General features: G+C 58.4%; 12 protein-coding genes, 2 tRNA genes and 2 rRNA genes. 9 read left to right on the top strand and 7 right to left on the bottom strand.

Annotation, left to right across the window (positions count from 1 at the left end; translation table 11 throughout):
* Positions 1 to 46 precede the first annotated feature (46 nt).
* From ACXMYO_RS10320 to ACXMYO_RS10300, 5 genes are all read left to right on the top strand, one after another.
* Positions 47 to 123 (top strand) — tRNA-Ile (locus ACXMYO_RS10320).
* Positions 124 to 130: 7 nt separating this feature from the next.
* Positions 131 to 206 (top strand) — tRNA-Ala (locus tag ACXMYO_RS10315).
* 281 nt (positions 207 to 487) lie between these two features.
* Positions 488 to 3,379, top strand: a 23S ribosomal RNA gene (locus ACXMYO_RS10310).
* Between the two features lie 101 nt (positions 3,380 to 3,480).
* Positions 3,481 to 3,596 (top strand): 5S ribosomal RNA (gene rrf, locus ACXMYO_RS10305).
* A 318-nt stretch (positions 3,597 to 3,914) separates the two neighbouring features.
* Complete coding sequence (locus tag ACXMYO_RS10300; protein ID WP_438764450.1) at positions 3,915 to 4,166, top strand: hypothetical protein; 252 nt, start codon at positions 3,915 to 3,917, stop codon at positions 4,164 to 4,166.
* A gap of 90 nt (positions 4,167 to 4,256) precedes the next feature.
* On the opposite strand, the gene ACXMYO_RS10295 is transcribed toward ACXMYO_RS10300, so the two are convergent.
* From ACXMYO_RS10295 to ACXMYO_RS10285, 3 genes are all read right to left on the bottom strand, one after another.
* Positions 4,257 to 4,469 (bottom strand): YMGG-like glycine zipper-containing protein, encoded by a 213-nt coding sequence (locus ACXMYO_RS10295; RefSeq protein WP_457808641.1) that lies wholly within the window; start codon positions 4,467 to 4,469, stop codon positions 4,257 to 4,259.
* A 174-nt stretch (positions 4,470 to 4,643) separates the two neighbouring features.
* Positions 4,644 to 5,750 carry a ribonucleotide-diphosphate reductase subunit beta gene (locus tag ACXMYO_RS10290; RefSeq protein ID WP_438764449.1) on the bottom strand — a complete coding sequence of 369 codons (1,107 nt, stop codon included), beginning with the start codon at positions 5,748 to 5,750 and terminating at the stop codon, positions 4,644 to 4,646.
* 99 nt (positions 5,751 to 5,849) lie between these two features.
* Entirely contained in the window at positions 5,850 to 8,750 is a 2,901-nt protein-coding gene (locus ACXMYO_RS10285) for a ribonucleoside-diphosphate reductase subunit alpha (RefSeq protein ID WP_457808640.1), read from the bottom strand.
* 581 nt (positions 8,751 to 9,331) lie between these two features.
* Here ACXMYO_RS10285 and ACXMYO_RS10280 point away from each other — a divergent pair.
* Positions 9,332 to 10,045 (top strand): winged helix-turn-helix domain-containing protein, encoded by a 714-nt coding sequence (locus ACXMYO_RS10280; protein ID WP_438764446.1) that lies wholly within the window; start codon positions 9,332 to 9,334, stop codon positions 10,043 to 10,045.
* A 75-nt stretch (positions 10,046 to 10,120) separates the two neighbouring features.
* Positions 10,121 to 11,827, top strand: coding sequence for an ATP-binding protein (locus ACXMYO_RS10275; protein ID WP_438764445.1), 1,707 nt, complete (start codon positions 10,121 to 10,123; stop codon positions 11,825 to 11,827).
* Positions 11,828 to 11,833: 6 nt separating this feature from the next.
* Here ACXMYO_RS10275 and ACXMYO_RS10270 read toward each other — a convergent pair whose 3' ends face one another.
* Entirely contained in the window at positions 11,834 to 12,751 is a 918-nt protein-coding gene (locus ACXMYO_RS10270; RefSeq protein ID WP_438764443.1) for a LysR substrate-binding domain-containing protein, read from the bottom strand.
* Positions 12,752 to 12,806: 55 nt separating this feature from the next.
* Complete coding sequence (locus ACXMYO_RS10265) at positions 12,807 to 13,877, bottom strand: metal-dependent hydrolase (RefSeq protein WP_457808639.1); 1,071 nt, start codon at positions 13,875 to 13,877, stop codon at positions 12,807 to 12,809.
* 132 nt (positions 13,878 to 14,009) lie between these two features.
* On the opposite strand from ACXMYO_RS10265, the gene ACXMYO_RS10260 reads away from it, so the two are divergent.
* Positions 14,010 to 14,702, top strand: coding sequence for a uracil-DNA glycosylase family protein (locus tag ACXMYO_RS10260; protein ID WP_457808638.1), 693 nt, complete (start codon positions 14,010 to 14,012; stop codon positions 14,700 to 14,702).
* An 18-nt stretch (positions 14,703 to 14,720) separates the two neighbouring features.
* Here the strand turns inward: ACXMYO_RS10260 and ACXMYO_RS10255 are convergent, their stop codons facing one another.
* On the bottom strand, positions 14,721 to 15,122 hold the full coding sequence (locus tag ACXMYO_RS10255; protein ID WP_457808637.1) for a DoxX family protein: 402 nt from the start codon (positions 15,120 to 15,122) through the stop codon (positions 14,721 to 14,723).
* Between the two features lie 164 nt (positions 15,123 to 15,286).
* Here ACXMYO_RS10255 and gloA point away from each other — a divergent pair, with 164 nt between their 5' ends.
* Positions 15,287 to 15,730, top strand: a complete 444-nt coding sequence (gene gloA / locus ACXMYO_RS10250) for a lactoylglutathione lyase (protein WP_457808636.1) — start codon at positions 15,287 to 15,289, stop codon at positions 15,728 to 15,730.
* Positions 15,731 to 15,807: 77 nt separating this feature from the next.
* Here gloA and ACXMYO_RS10245 read toward each other — a convergent pair whose 3' ends face one another.
* The gene (locus ACXMYO_RS10245) at positions 15,808 to 16,521 is read right to left on the bottom strand and encodes a phosphatase PAP2 family protein (protein ID WP_457808635.1); all 714 of its coding nucleotides are present in this window, start codon (positions 16,519 to 16,521) and stop codon (positions 15,808 to 15,810) included.
* Positions 16,522 to 16,535: the final 14 nt, after the last annotated feature.

The raw sequence follows: 16,535 nt of genomic DNA, 5'->3' as shown, positions 1-16,535 counted from the left end.
AGCGCGTCCACACAAATTGCCTGATCGGATAGAGCGAAGACTGCTTGGGTCTGTAGCTCAGTTGGTTAGAGCGCACCCCTGATAAGGGTGAGGTCGGCAGTTCAAGTCTGCCCAGACCCACCAACCTGTCGGGGCCTTAGCTCAGCTGGGAGAGCGCCTGCCTTGCACGCAGGAGGTCAGCGGTTCGATCCCGCTAGGCTCCACCATACCGGCTCGGTGCATACAAACAGTCTCGCTGATACTGATGAAACCACAGTCAAAAGTCATGATGATGACAGATCATCGACATGATTTCTGACTGTCTTTTTGACAGTACGCTCTTTAACAATGTGGATCATGCTGACCTGTCGGTCGGTGAACACCCCTTCTTCGGAAGGGTGTCGTGACCCGACCGGCAGACAACGTATAAGTTTGCTGTGATACGTAATGTCGTACGTATTCCAGCAAATGTCGTGTGATCGTGAAACCGGACCCCTTGGGGTTATATGGTCAAGCGATTAAGCGCACACGGTGGATGCCTAGGCAGTCAGAGGCGATGAAGGACGTGACAGCCTGCGATAAGCGTCGGTGAGGTGGCAAATGACCTGCGACCCGGCGATTTCCGAATGGGGAAACCCACTTACCATCAGGTAAGTATTCATGAGCCAATACATAACTCATGAAGGCGAACCGGGAGAACTGAAACATCTAAGTACCCCGAGGAAAAGACATCAATTGAGATTCCCCCAGTAGCGGCGAGCGAACGGGGACCAGCCCTTAAGCAGTGCAACCGATAGGCAAACAGTCTGGGAAGTCTGACCATAGCGGGTGATAGTCCCGTAGCCGAAATCCGAGCATTGTGAAATCGAGTAGGTCGGGGCACGTGAAACCCTGACTGAACATGGGGGGACCATCCTCCAAGGCTAAATACTCCTGACTGACCGATAGTGAACCAGTACCGTGAGGGAAAGGCGAAAAGAACCCCGGCGAGGGGAGTGAAATAGATCCTGAAACCGTGTGCGTACAAGCAGTGGGAGCAGACTTGTTCTGTGACTGCGTACCTTTTGTATAATGGGTCAGCGACTTATTTTCAGTAGCGAGCTTAACCGAATAGGGGAGGCGCAGGGAAACCGAGTCTTAAATGGGCGAATTAGTTGCTGGGAATAGACCCGAAACCGGGCGATCTATCCATGGCCAGGATGAAGGTCAGGTAACACTGACTGGAGGTCCGAACTCAAGTATGTTGAAAAATGCTGAGATGAGCTGTGGATCGGAGTGAAAGGCTAATCAAGCTCGGAGATAGCTGGTTCTCCTCGAAAGCTATTTAGGTAGCGCCTCACGTATTACCACCGGGGGTAGAGCACTGTTTCGGCTAGGGGGCCATCCCGGCTTACCAACCCGAGGCAAACTCCGAATACCGGTGAGTACAGCGTGGGAGACACACAGCGGGTGCTAACGTCCGTTGTGAAAAGGGAAACAACCCAGACCGCCAGCCAAGGTCCCAAAATCCCGGTTAAGTGGGAAACGATGTGGGAAGGCACAGACAGCCAGGAGGTTGGCTTAGAAGCAGCCACCCTTTAAAGAAAGCGTAATAGCTCACTGGTCGAGTCGGCCTGCGCGGAAGATGTAACGGGGCTCAAACCGGGTACCGAAGCTGCGGGTGCATCCTTATGGATGCGCGGTAGAGGAGCGTTGTGTAAGCCTGCGAAGGTGGATCGTGAGGTCTGCTGGAGGTATCACAAGTGCGAATGCTGACATGAGTAACGACAAGGGCGGTGAAAACCCGCCCCGCCGGAAGACCAAGGGTTCCTGTTCGACGACAATCGGAGCAGGGTGAGTCGACCCCTAAGGCGAGGCCGAAAGGCGTAGTCGATGGGAAACGGGTCAATATTCCCGTACCGGATGTTATTGCGATGGGGGGACGAAGAAGGCTAGGTGAGCCGGGCGCTGGTTGCCCCGGTGAAAGCGAGTAGGCCTGAGGATCAGGCAAATCCGGTCCTCTACAAGCCGAGACGCGAGACGAACAGACTACGGTCTGGAAGTCACTGATGCCACGCTTCCGGGAAAAGCCTCTAAGCTTCAGATAACATGCGATCGTACCCCAAACCGACACAGGTGGTCAGGTAGAGAATACCAAGGCGTATGAGAGAACTCGGGTGAAGGAACTAGGCAAAATGGCACCGTAACTTCGGGAGAAGGTGCGCCGGCCAGGGTGACGGGACTTGCTCCTTGAGCTCTGACCGGCCGAAGAGACCAGGTGGCTGCAACTGTTTATTAAAAACACAGCACTCTGCCAACGCGTAAGCGGACGTATAGGGTGTGACGCCTGCCCGGTGCCGGAAGGTTAATTGATGGTGTTAGCCGCAAGGCGAAGCTCTTGATCGAAGCCCCGGTAAACGGCGGCCGTAACTATAACGGTCCTAAGGTAGCGAAATTCCTTGTCGGGTAAGTTCCGACCTGCACGAATGGCGTAATGATGGCCACGCTGTCTCCACCCGAGACTCAGTGAAATTGAAATCGCTGTGAAGATGCAGTGTACCCGCGGCTAGACGGAAAGACCCCGTGAACCTTTACTATAGCTTCACACTGGACGCTGATGTTACTTGTGTAGGATAGCTGGGAGGCTTTGAAACCCCGACGCCAGTCGGGGTGGAGCCAACCTTGAAATACCAGCCTGGTATCATCGGCGTTCTAACTCCGCACCGTGATCCGGTGTGAGGACAGTGTGTGGTGGGTAGTTTGACTGGGGCGGTCTCCTCCCAAAGAGTAACGGAGGAGCACTAAGGTACCCTCAGCACGGTTGGAAATCGTGCAATGAGTGCAAGAGCATAAGGGTGCTTGACTGCGAGACGGACATGTCGAGCAGGTGCGAAAGCAGGTTCTAGTGATCCGGTGGTTCTGTATGGAAGGGCCATCGCTCAACGGATAAAAGGTACTCCGGGGATAACAGGCTGATACCGCCCAAGAGTTCATATCGACGGCGGTGTTTGGCACCTCGATGTCGGCTCATCACATCCTGGGGCTGAAGTCGGTCCCAAGGGTATGGCTGTTCGCCATTTAAAGTGGTACGCGAGCTGGGTTTAGAACGTCGTGAGACAGTTCGGTCCCTATCTGCCGTGGGCGTCGGAAGTTTGAGAAGTGCTGCTCCTAGTACGAGAGGACCGGAGTGGACGCACCGCTGGTGTACCGGTTGTCATGCCAATGGCACCGCCGGGTAGCTATGTGCGGACGGGATAACCGCTGAAGGCATCTAAGCGGGAAGCCCCCTTCAAGATGAAACTTCCCTGGAGCCTCGAGCTCCCTGAAGGGCCCTCGAAGACGACGAGGTCGATAGGCGCGGTGTGTAAGTGCAGCAATGCATTGAGCTGACGCGTACTAATTGCCCGTGAGGCTTGACCATATAACACCCAAGTGGTTCGCATCACACGAATACGTTGATGTATCGATCAGCATGATCCCGATTTTGACCCGCTGCCCAAGGGCAGCCGGTCTGCAGAATTGCCTGACGACCATAGCGTGCCGGCACCACCCGATCCCTTCCCGAACTCGGTAGTGAAACGGCTCCGCGCCGATGGTAGTGTGGGGTCTCCCCATGTGAGAGTAGGTCATCGTCAGGCACCCCTTCCGAACCCCGGTCCTTAACAGGACCGGGGTTCTTTTATGGGCGCTCGCCGACGCCGGCGTGGCGCCTGCCGGCGGTCACTGGCGTGACCGCCGGGCAGGGCCCCTCAGGGCGCGGTCGCCAGCGCCGCCATCTCCGCCTCGGTGCCGATTAATGGCCAATATCGAATATTGTTTGGGAAAATCAATCCCTTCCTGAACAAAGAGGCTTGGTGTTACAGCGTCTTTTGCACCACAATGGATAGGCAGTGCCCAGGGTAATGGGCATATTGTTGAATCAACGAACACAGACAGTAGGCAAGGGAGAGCTGACGATGAAAAAGACACTGGGTATTTTACTGGCTGCCATGATGACATTTGCAGTAGCCGGTTGTGACAATGATGACGGTCCTGCTGAAGAAACCGGCGCACAGATGGACAACGCGGCCGATGATGCTGGCGATTCCGCAAACGATGCGGCTGACTCCATCGGTGATGCTACCAGCGACGCTGCTGACTCCACTGGCGAAGCCATGGAAGATGCCGGTGACTCCATCAGCGATAGCGCTGAAGAGCACAGCAACTGATCTATCCCTTCTTGCCAGGGTAGAGAAGTGAAAAAGCCTCCTGACGAATGTCAGGAGGCTTTTTTATGATGCTGCTGAATTATGGTGGCGTTACTGTTCGCTGGCTGCGCCTGCTGCAGCCCCTGCTGCACCACCGATGATTGCCCCCGTACCGGCACTTCCGCCCGTTACAGCGCCCGCTGCGGCGCCTGTGGCACCGCCAATGCCGGCCCCCTGAGCCGCGCTGCGCCCTGTAGGGCTGCTGCAGGCGGTCAGAAACGCCAGTGCTACAACGGCGGTCATTGCCAGAATACCCTTGTGCATATCTCTCTCCTTGCAGACGTTTGATGGAAGATAGCTGAATCAAGTCATTATCGGCCAATCCTGTAAAGACTGTACTGAAACGCTTGACGTATTAAGGGCGAGTACAAAAAAGCCCTGCAGAATGCAGGGCTTTTCTGGCAGGCCTGTATGGATTACAGACCCGAATTTTGCTGCTTAGTCCCAGGACAGAGCGCCGCCTGTCTGATACTCGGTGACCCGCGTTTCGAAGAAGTTTTTCTCCTTGGGCAGGTCGATCAGCTCCGACATCCAGGGGAAGGGGTTTTCCACGTCGTCAAAGAGCAGCCCCAGACCAATCTGTTCGCTGCGGCGATTGGTGATGAACTGCATGTACTGCTCGGTAAGCTCGGCGTTCAGGCCGAGAATACCGCGCGGCATGGTTTCACGACCGTAGGCCACTTCCAGCTGGTAGGCTTCCATCAGCATGCCGCGCACTTCCTGCTGAAAGGCCTCGTCCCACAGATGCGGGTTTTCGATCTTGATCTGGTTGATGCAGTCGATGCCGAAGTTCAGGTGGATGGATTCATCGCGCAGAATGTACTGATACTGCTCGGCGATCCCCACCATCTTGTTGCGACGACCCAGTGCCAGAATCTGAGCGAAACCGGTGTAGAACCACATGCCTTCAAATACGACATAGAAGGCCACCAGCGCGCGCAAAAAGGCCTTGTCGCGCTCGACGGTGCCGGTCGTGAAGCTCGGGTCTTCCAGCGCCTGGGTGTACTTGAGCGCCCAGGTGTCCTTGTCGGTGATCGAGGGAATTTCCCGATACATGTTGAAGAGCTCACCCTCATCCAGCCCCAGCGACGTGCAAATGTACTGGAAGGTATGAGTATGGATGGCTTCTTCAAAGGCTTGGCGCAGCAGGTACTGGCGGCATTCCGGGTTGGTAATGTTGCGATAGACGGCCAGCACGATGTTGTTGGCGACCAGCGACTCGGCGGTGGCAAAAAAGCCCAGATTGCGCTTGAGCATCAACACTTCGTCTTCGGTCAGCCCTTGCGAGCTGTTGACCGGCGCTCGCCATGTGGCGATATCGCCCTGCATGGAGACTTCGGTCGGCATCCAGTGATTGTTGCAGCCGGAAAGATACTTTTCCCATGCCCAGTTGTACTTCAACGGCAGCAGCTGGTTGACGTCGCTCTGGGCATTGATCATCGCCTTTTCGCTGGCATCAATGCGTGATGCGCCGACCTGAATTTCACCCAGACCGCTGGTATCGACCTGATCGTTATCGTCGGCAAACAGGTTTGTCTCTTGCATCGTTGTCTCCCTTGCCATCATCCAGCGTTTTCAACGATTGAAGATGGTCTTGAATACGGTAGACGGCGGTCTCGTGAGACCACCGTCGTGACTATCAAATTACTGGCAGGCTTCGCAGTCCGGATCATCGAGCGAGCAGGCCAGCGGCGGTGCCGAGCCCAGCGGCTGCTGGGTTGCCTGCGAGGCTTCCGGTGCCGCAGAAGGCGTCGGCTGCGGCGCCGGCGCATTGGGCTTGACGCCGTTGAGCTTGCCATCGGTGCCCTTGAGCGTGGATTTCTCAAGGCGTGTGGAGGCCTGCGCACGGAGGTAGTAGGTTGTTTTCAGACCCAGCTGCCACGCCATGCGATAGGTCGTGTCCAGCTTGCGACCGGAGACACCGCTGATATAGAGGTTTAGTGACTGCGCCTGATCGATCCACTTCTGACGACGCGAGGCGGCCTCGACAATCCAGCGCGGCTCGATCTCGAACGCCGTGGCATAGCGCTGCTTGAGATCGTCCGGAATGCGGTCGATCGGCTGGAGCGAGCCATCGTAGTATTTGAGGTCATTGATCATCACCTCATCCCACAGCCCGCGCTCCTTGAGTGCATGCACCATGTGCGAGTTGACCACGGTGAACTCGCCCGACAGGTTCGACTTCACATACAGGTTCTGATACGTCGGCTCGATCGACTGCGTCACGCCACAGATATTGGAGATGGTCGCAGTAGGTGCGATCGCCATGACGTTGGAGTTACGCATGCCCTGACGACGGACCTTGTCACGAACGCGATCCCAGTCCTGAGTGGTGGACGTATCCATCTGCACATACTGTTCGCCACGTTCACGCTGCAAATCGCGAATCGAGTCGATGGGCAGAACGCCCTGGCTCCAGAGGGAGCCTTCATAGGACTCGTAGCGACCGCGTTCGGCGGCCAGATCGCTGGACGCTTCGATGGCGTGATAGCTGATCAGCTCCATGGAGTGATCGGCAAAGGTCACCGCGTCATCGGAGGCGTAGGCGATGCCATGCTTGTATAGCGCGTCCTGAAAGCCCATCAGGCCCAGCCCGACCGGGCGATGACGGAAGTTGGAGCGCTTGGCCTGCGGCACGGCGTAATAGTTGATGTCGATGACATTATCGAGCATGCGTACGGCGGTCTTGACCGAGCGCTTGAGCTTTTCACTGTCCAGCTGGCCGTTGACCACGTGCGCGGCCAGATTGATCGAGCCCAGGTTGCACACGGCGATCTCGTCGGCGCTGGTGTTGAGCGTGATCTCGGTGCACAGGTTGGAGGAGTGCACGACACCGGCATGACGCTGCGGGCTGCGCAGGTTGCAGGGATCCTTGAAGGTGATCCAGGGGTGGCCTGTTTCAAACAGCATCGACAGCATCTTGCGCCACAGATCCTTGGCCTGTACACGCTTGAACAGCGTGATCTCGCCGGTATGCGTCATGGCCTCGTACTCTTCATAGCGCTTTTCAAAGGCCGCGCCATAAAGGTCGTGCAGGTCAGGGCAGGTCGCCGGTGAGAACAGCGTCCACTCCTTCTCTTCGCTGACGCGCTTCATGAACAGATCCGGCACCCAGTTGGCCGTGTTCATGTCATGCGTCCGGCGGCGATCATCACCAGTGTTCTTGCGAAGTTCGAGGAACTCCTCGACGTCCATATGCCAGGTTTCCAGGTACGAGCAGACCGCGCCCTTGCGCTTGCCGCCCTGGTTAACTGCCACGGCCGTGTCATTGACGACCTTGAGGAAGGGCACAACGCCCTGCGACTTGCCGTTGGTGCCCTTGATATAGGAGCCCAGCGCGCGCACCGGCGTCCAGTCGTTGCCCAGACCGCCGGCCCACTTGGAGAGCATGGCGTTGTCGCGGATGGCGCCGTAGATGCCTTCAAGGTTATCCGGCACGGTCGTCAGGTAGCACGAAGACAGCTGGCTGCGCACGGTACCGGCATTGAACAGCGTGGGTGTCGAGGTCATGTAGTCGAAGCTCGACAGCAGCTCGTAGAACTCGATGGCGCGCGCTTCACGATCCTGCTCGTTCAGCGACAGGCCCATGGCCACACGCATGAACATGACCTGCGGCAGTTCGTAGCGAACGCCGTCACGGTGCAGGAAGTAACGATCGTAAAGCGTCTGCAGACCCAGATAGGTGAACTGATTGTCACGCTCATGGCTCAGGGCGTCGCCCAGGCGGTCGAGATCGAACTCGGCCAGTACCGGATCGAGCTGTTCGAATTCGATACCGCGCTTGATGTAGCTCTGGAAGGCCGGCTTGTAGAGCGTGGCCATGTCACCAAAGGTGGCTTCTTCGGCAACTTCGAGAAAGGAGAGGGCTTCGCGACGCAGATTGTCCTGCAAAAGACGCGCGGTAACGAAGGTGTAGTTGGGTTCCTTCTCGACCAGCATGCGCGCGGTCATCATCAGCGCCGTGGCCACACCCTCGGGGGTGACGCCGTCGTAAAGGTTGCGCAGCGACTCATCCATGATGCGACGTACTTCGACGTTGTCGAGACCGGCACAGGCCTCGGTGATCAGCGTCTCGATGCGTGCCAGGTCCAGCGGCCGGCGGCTGCCGTCGGGCTGGGTCACATTGATGGTGGGGTGAGGCTTCTCGATGCCCTGGTGCTGTGCGGCGCGAGCACGAGCGTGCTCTTCGCGATACAGCACATAGGCACGAGCCACCTTGTGTTCGCCCGAGCGCATCAGGGCAAGCTCGACCTGGTCCTGGATGTCCTCGATATGAAGAGTGCCGCCTTCCGGCATGCGACGCGCAAAGGTGTCCATGATGGACTCGGTCAGCTGCTCGACCTGCTCACGAATGCGCGAGGAGCCGGCTGCGTTGTCACCTTCCACGGCGAGAAAGGCCTTGCTCATGGCCACGGAGACCTTGCTCGCATCAAAGGTGGCGGTATCACCGGTACGCTTGATAACGCGCAGCTGCTGATCGGTCTTGCGCGTGTGAACATCATCAAGGGTTGATGAGGTATCACGCTCTGTATGCGAGGTTTCCATAACGTTACCTTCCTGCCGTAAGGTCAAAAGCGTTCTATCCCGCCATTCGCACAAGGAAAAACGGGCAATAACGGGATCAAAAATTGGATCGTGCGGGGTATTGACACGCGATGGGTGTTTTTGCTGCAAAACACTACATGGTGTGTCTGTCGTTCGAGTGGACACAATATAGTGTGTCTGGTGGATAGCCTCAATAGTAAAAAACAACTCAAATTGAGCGTACAAACTGTGGATAAAGTGTGCTTACCTCGCCACAGGCCTTGTGATCACTGAGGTGGCGAGAGGTATATGAAAATTTCTGGAGGCCTGCGATTTTTTGTCGCGAATATTTCAGCTCAAACGGAAAAGGGAGAAATGAAATTCATGCCGATCAGAGCCTGATGATGAGAATCGTGTGCAAATACGGTCGTTCTGTATGGGCACGTTCGTGTAACAGTGGCACAATGTTGCCAAAGTTGAACGACCGTTGGATTTGAAGGTCACATTTATCGCTGTCTGCCTGCCGCATGCTCGGGCACTGCCTGTGCAGTAGACCGGTGACGGCACGGAAGCTTCTTTATCAATGATCGGACGGACGAGCCTTGGATAACATTACAACCGCCAACGAACACATTCTTATCATCGAAGATGATGAACGACTGGCCGCGTTGACGCGTGAGTATCTTGAAGGCAACGGTTTCAGGGTCAGCGTTGAACACGACGGCACCAACGGCGTGGAGCGCATTCTTTCCCTGCGACCGGACCTGGTCATTCTTGACCTGATGCTGCCGGGAGAGGATGGCCTGTCCATCTGTCGCCGGGTCCGTCACCAGTACCCCGGCCCCATTTTGATGCTGACAGCCCGTACCGATGACATGGATCAGGTGCTGGGGCTTGAAATGGGCGCCGATGATTACGTCCCCAAACCGGTGCCGCCGCGGGTACTGCTGGCCCGTATGAGGGCGCTGCTGCGTCGAGCCGACGGTACCGAAACTGCCGAGCAGGAAGAGACTCGTCTCGAGTTTCGTGACCTGGTGGTAGACTCATCGACCCGAGAGGCGTGGCTCAACGGCGAGCGCATCGATCTGACCAGTGCCGAATTCGACCTGCTTTGGCTTTTGGCCTCGCATGCCGGTCGGGTGCTGACTCGCGAAGAGATATTCTCGGCGCTGCGAGGCATTCGCTATGATGGTCAGGATCGTTCGATTGACGTGCGAGTGTCACGTATTCGACCCAAGATCGGTGATGACCCGCATCAGCCTCAGCGTATCAAGACCGTACGCAGCAAGGGCTATCTGTTCGTTCGAGAGATCTGAGTCGGTTATCGACTGACTCCGTTTCATGAAGGGCGGCTTCGTCTACTGTCAAGAACCGCGTGCAAAGGATAGACGATGCCGTCACGTTTTCCCTCTCTGGCCTCATGGCACGCCCGCTCCGGCGGGCCGGATGGCCTGACACCACCTCCTCACCGGCCGCTGTCTGCCCATGGCGGTTTTCGTCGCCTTTATCTGACGCTGTTTTTGTCGCTCATGGCCATTTTCTGGCTGGGCGTGGTGGCGTCATGGCTGATCGACGACTGGCGCGAGGACCACTATCGCCAGCGCTTGGCCAGCGGGCCGATGGCGCTTTTGACGTCTCTGGTGGCCAGCCAGCCGGAAAGCTCGCGCGATGCCTGGCTGAGCGCCTACGAAGATGAGCTGGGCATTCGTCTGGCACTGTCGGATTCCGAAACGCTGATGCTGGGCTTTATGGACCGCCGTCGCCTGACGCGCGGTGATGTGCTTGCCCGTCAGGCGCAGGGCGAGATCGGATGGCAGCTGTATCAGCGTCTGCCCGGCGAAGATGACTCCATTCTGGTGGCCCACTTTACCGGTCTTTCCGAACAGCAGCCCCTGCAGCTGGTGTCTCTGCTGCGCCAGTGGCTGGAGCTTTCGCCGGATGACGAGCGCGAAGCCCGCTTTCAGGAACTGCGCAGTCGCATCTCGCTGCCGATGGGCATGGGTAGCGGCACGCCGCCGGGGCTTTCCAACAGTCAGCTGACGCAGCTTAATGCCGGCCATGTGGTGATCAACGTGGTGGCCGAGCGCTCAAGCCTTGGCTTCTACGCTCAGTTTTCGGGCGGTCGCTGGATCATGGTCGGGCCACTGTCGCCTTTCGAGTCGCTGCCGATCCTGACCATCGCCATGGTCATGGCCCTGATGCTGACCATGCTGGGCACGGCCATCTATCTCATCATGCGCAGCGTGGAAAAGCGCCTGACCAAGCTTGAGCAGACCACGGCAAACTTTACGGCCGGAGACTACAACGCCCGCGTCACCATCCAGGAAGGGGAGTACCTGACTCAGCTGGGACTGGCCTTCAACACCATGGCCGATCAGGTGCAGGCGGTTCTCTCATCCCAGCAGGATCTGATGCGCGCGGTATCGCACGAGTTTCGAACGCCTGTGGCGCGGGTGCGCTTTGCGCTGCAGATGGTCGATGACATGAGTGAATCGCCCGGCATCAGGCGATTGCTGAAAGGGGTGGATGACGATATTGAATCCATCGACCGGCTCATCGATGAAATCCTGACCTATGCCCGTCTGGATGGCGCCACCGATGGGCTTTTGCCGCTGGAGCCGGTCAGCCTTGAGGTGCGCGATATTGCCGACCGCGTCATCGAGACGCTGACGCCGCTGCATCCGCAGCTAACGCTTGAGGTCACCGGCGGTCAGGACCTCCATGTACATGCCGATGCACGCTATCTCCAGCGTGCACTGCAGAATCTGGTTTCCAACGCCTGTGCGCATGCCGGAAGCCGGGTCCATGTGCGCCTGCTGGGCGATGAGCGCATGGTCTATCTCAGCGTCGAGGACGACGGCGCAGGTGTTGCTGCCGAGGAGCGCGAGCGAATCTTCAAGCCCTTCGCGCGTATCGATGATAGCCGTACCCGGCAGCAGCCCGGCGTCGGGGGCTACGGCCTGGGGCTGGCCATTGTTGCCCGTATCGTGCAGTGGCACCACGGGCGTATCAGCGTTGATACCGCCCCCGAGCTGGGTGGCGCGCAGTTTATCCTCTCCCTGCCACGCCATTACGAGACAACAGAAGAGTACGCCTGAGCCCGGTCAGCCGGCCGGGCGAATGCCGTTGAGCACGGAAAAAGAGGTCTCGCGCGCCGTGCGCAGGAAATCGCTCATCCACACCTGACTCATCTGATCGAGCCGAACGGCGGCATAGAGCGTCCCCCAGACGCCTTCCTTGCCCAGCGAGCAGGCTCTCACGTAATCCCTTTCCAGATATTCGGTCAGCGCCCAGTTGGGCAGGGCGCAAACCCCGCGCTCGCTGGCTACCAGCTGCATCATCATCATGGTCAACTCGGCCGTGCGTGTTTCGCGCGGGTGGATGCCGGCAGGTTCCAGAAACCGGCTAAAGACATCCAGCTTGGAATGCTCTACCGGATAGGTGATCAGAATCTGGTCCACCAGATCCTCCGGCACCACGTAGCGCTTGTCGGCCAGCGCATGCTGGCGGGCCACGGCCAGCAGGCTTTCGTAGCGAAAAAGCGGTTCATAGTGAATGCGTGGCAGGGGCTGCGGATCAGCCGTGATGACCAGGTCGAGCTGTTCACGTGCCAGCGCCGGCAGGGGATCGAAGTGCTGGCCGGCCGGAATGTCCACCTCTACCTCGGGCCAGTGATCACGAAAGTGATCGATGGTCGGCATGAGCCATTGAAAACAGCTGTGGCATTCGATGGCCATGTGCAGACGACCCTGTTCACCGCCGGCCATGCGGGCAATATCACGTTCGGCGTTGCGAATCTGGGGCAGAACCTGCTCGGCCAGCCCCAGAAGTCGCTGGCCGGCACGCGTGAACTGCACCGGGCGTGTCTTGCGCAGAAAAAGCGGACAGCCCAGTCGATCCTCCAGATCCTTGAGCTGATGAGACAGCGCCGACTGGGTCAAATGCACGCGCTCGGCGGCTTCGACCAGCGACCCGGTATCGCGCAGCGCCAGCAGGGTGCGCAGGTGCCGGAACTCGATCATTAAGACTTCTCTCTCATGACAGGTCTGAAAAATGAATCATTGAAATGGGCATACCCTACGGGCCGCTCTGCTCAACGGGGCGGCACTGAGCGTCCGGCAGCAGCCGGTCGCGGCCGCCAAAATCCGACGGACACAGCGCATCGGGGTTCGTAATCCGACTGAAAAGCGCCGGCAGCAGGCTGGTATCAGGGCGGGCCGTCTGTGCCGAGCGCGATGTGACCGGCTGCCATTGGCCGTTATCATCGCGCTCGGCGATGACAAAGGCAAAGGAGTAGGCACCGGGCTGGCCCATGCGCAGATCGGTCACGACCAGAGTGTCGTCACGCTCTTCGCTGCGCCAGTACGGCGCTGAAAACCAGCCCAGACGCTGGCCCGCCCAGCTGTCGACAAGCGTGTCGTGGGCCGTCATGGGGCGGCTGAAGCTATCCAGGGCCAGCGTGCCTCGCTTGTCAAACACGCTGACCAGGCCCTCCAGCTGGCGATCATCGTCGATCACCGTTACGCGCCAGACCAGGGTGGTCAGCGGCATGGGCTGTACCATGACCGGGCGATCATCCAGCCCGCGCTGCACCAGTTCCGGTTGAACCTGCGCCATGACCATGGCTTTGGCGGCCACACTAAAGCCCAGATACATCGTTGAGATGGCCAGCCCGATAACGACGGCCCGCCCCCTGGCGCCTCTGATCAGTGCCACGATAATGGCGATCAGCATGGGCAGGGTGTAGAGCGGGTCGATGATGAAAATGGTCTTCCAGGCCACCGGCGGTGAGGCGATGGGCCACAGCAGCTGGGTGCCGTAGGTCGTGAAGGCGTCCAGAGTCGGGTGTGTCACCAGACAAAGCCACCAGAACCAGAACCATGACACGGTGGGGATGGTTCTTGTCGCCGGCAGGCGCGCACAAACAAGGGTTAAAAGCCCGGCCAGTGCTGACAGGACAAACACCGAGTGCGACACGCTGCGGTGATAGGTGTAGTCGGCCACGGCGCTGCCGAAATCGATGAAGCTGTCCAGATCCGGCAGGGTAGCGGCCACGGCACCCAGCACAATCGACTTGCGGCCCAGCCGCCGTCCCAGTACGGCACCGCCCAGCGCGCCGCCAAGGCAGGCCTGTGTCAAGGAATCCATTGTTTTTGTGTCACTCCCGCTCCCGGGTGGATATCGCATCAGGCCATGGCAGCTATGCTTGTACCATCACAACTGATACCAGTACGGCCAGAAAGGGGCCGGGTGATCAAAGAGTAACAAGGAGTGGCACACATGTCCCTGAACGAGCGTCAGCAGCAGGCGTTCAGAACGCTGGCGGCCGAGACCGACGGTATCGATGTCGAGGTCTACAAGCGCTTCGAGCGCGACCCGATGGACCCCATCATCGGACTGGGCCAGCGTAATCTACGCGTCGGTTTTTTCGGTCGCGACCCCGGCCGTGATGAAGTCCGTCATGGCGAGCCCTTCATTGGCGCCGGCGGCCAGCTGGTGAGAAAGGCGCTGCATGAGCAGCTTTACGGCGAAAAAATGCCGGATTTCGAAGCCTCCCGCGCCGTAGGAGAACATTTTTTCTGGATCAATACCGTGCCTTACAAGCCGGTGGGCAACAAGGCGTGGTCGATGAAGGTCAAGCGCCACTTTCATGGCCTGATGAACGAGCTTTTGATCTCGCGCTGGGAAGGCCGCTCGCTGATCACGCTGGGGCGCGAAGCCTTTTTATGGTTCGGCATCGACCGGCCAAAGCCCGAGCGCGACCGGCTGGAAGCGTTCTGGAAGCGCGAGGATCGCTTTGAAAGCAGTATTGACGTCACGCTGGAAGACGACCAGGGGCAGTCGCAGACCTTTACGCTTTATCCGCTGCCTCACCCGTCACCGCTGAATCAGACCTGGTACAGCCGGTTTCCGGGGCTGCTGGCGCAGCGCCTGGAGCAGCTGGACGTCAGTCCCGACAATCTAACGCTTTGATCGGGGCCTTCGCCCCGGCTAATCGGGGCGAATGGCCATGCGACCGCTGCCGCAAAACATCAGTGCCAGCGACGCACCCAGCATCAGCACTTCGGTCTCAAGGTGCCAGCCCCCGGTGTCACCCAGCGACCAGATCGCACTCATGCGCATCAAGGCGATGGCAAACAGCATGTTGACGGCGGCCAGTGCGCCACCTACCCGGCAGCGCCAGCCGGCAAGGATCATCAGCGGTGCCATCAGCTCGCCGGCAAACACGCCAAAGGCCAGCGGTGCGGGCAGGCTCAGGTGTTCAAGGTGTTCACCGATGCTTTCGAGCACGTCCGGTGCGCCAATCTTGGCGATGCCGTGCAGCAGCAGGGTGATGCCAAGGGCGAGTCGAAGGATCAGCTTGCCCAGATGTTCATTGTTAAAAAACGACATGATGTTCCCCATGTGCCAGAGCTGACTTGAAAAACGACCTGTTAGCCGGCATTACAGTGACATCGTTTCAAGGCATTCACCAGATTGCACACGTTGGCCGAACGTGGCAGCCAATGTGTCATGCGTGCTCAACGCGCGCGTCATACGACCTCGAGGAGTCTATCGTGCAATATCTACATACCATGGTCCGTATCACCGATATCGATCAGTCCCTGAAGTTTTACTGCGATCTGCTGGGCATGAAGGAAGTGCGTCGCAAGGAGAGCGAGAAGGGGCGTTTTACGCTGATCTTTCTGGCCGCCAACGACGATGAAGCCTCCTCCAGCGAGCAGCAGGCGCCGGAGCTGGAGCTGACCTGGAACTGGGACCCGGAAGAGCTGACCACCGGGGCACGCAATTTCGGCCATCTGGCCTATCGCGTTGATGACATTTATGCCACCTGCCAGCACCTGATGGACAATGGCGTGACCATCAACCGTCCGCCGCGCGACGGTCACATGGCATTTGTTAAATCGCCCGATGGCATCTCGATTGAGCTGCTGCAAAAGGGTGATGCAAAGCCTTCGCAGGAGCCCTGGGCATCAATGGAAAATACCGGCAGCTGGTAAAAGGTACCGGCATCCGGAGACAGCAGGGGGCACCCGATCGGGTGCCCCCTGTTGCGTTGGAACGCTGTGTTGGGTGCCTAGCGCGTACTGCGAGCGCCGGGCAGATTAAAGCGCTGTGCCATGCGCTCCATGGCCTCGACACAGCTCGGCGCGATGGGCGTGCACAGCACCCACGGCAACACGACCAGCGCAATGGCCAGTGACCCCATGTAGACATCCTGCAGCCAGTGAGCCCCCGCCATGACGCGTGGTGCGCTGAGTACCGCAATCATGATGGCGCTCACGATGGCGGGGCGATGATCGCCAAAGCGCAGAATGAAGGCGGTAAAGACCATCAGCATCAGGCCGTGATCGCCCGGGAAGCTGTTTCTATCGGAATCCTTGGTATCAAACGAGACCACATCGGTCAGGAAATTGACGTTGTCAAAGCTCAGCGTCGGGCTTGGATGGCCATAGGTCATCTTGTTGGTCGCCAGCGCCAGCAGCCCGGCCACGACCAGCATGGTCAGACCCACCCCCAGCCAGCGCCAGAAACGCCCGGTGCGCGGGTCAAGCGAGATGGCCCAGGCAAAGATGGCCAGCAAGACAAAAAAGGACGCCACATCGAAATAGCGGGTATTGACCACGGCCAGAAAGTTGACCCAGACCGGATGGTCGCTGGTAATGAACTGGTTGAAAAACCAGAAGATCCGGTCGTCGATCAGCGACCAGACCGACAGCCACAGCCAGCTTGCAAACAGGGCAAGCCCGGCCAGATTGCAGTAGATGATACGTTTGAGATTCAAATTCATGATGCCCTTTCCTG

Source organism: Kushneria sp. EE4 (assembly GCF_977968315.1).
Note: the sequence above shows the minus strand (reverse complement) of the source record. Positions and strands in the feature narration are given on the sequence as shown.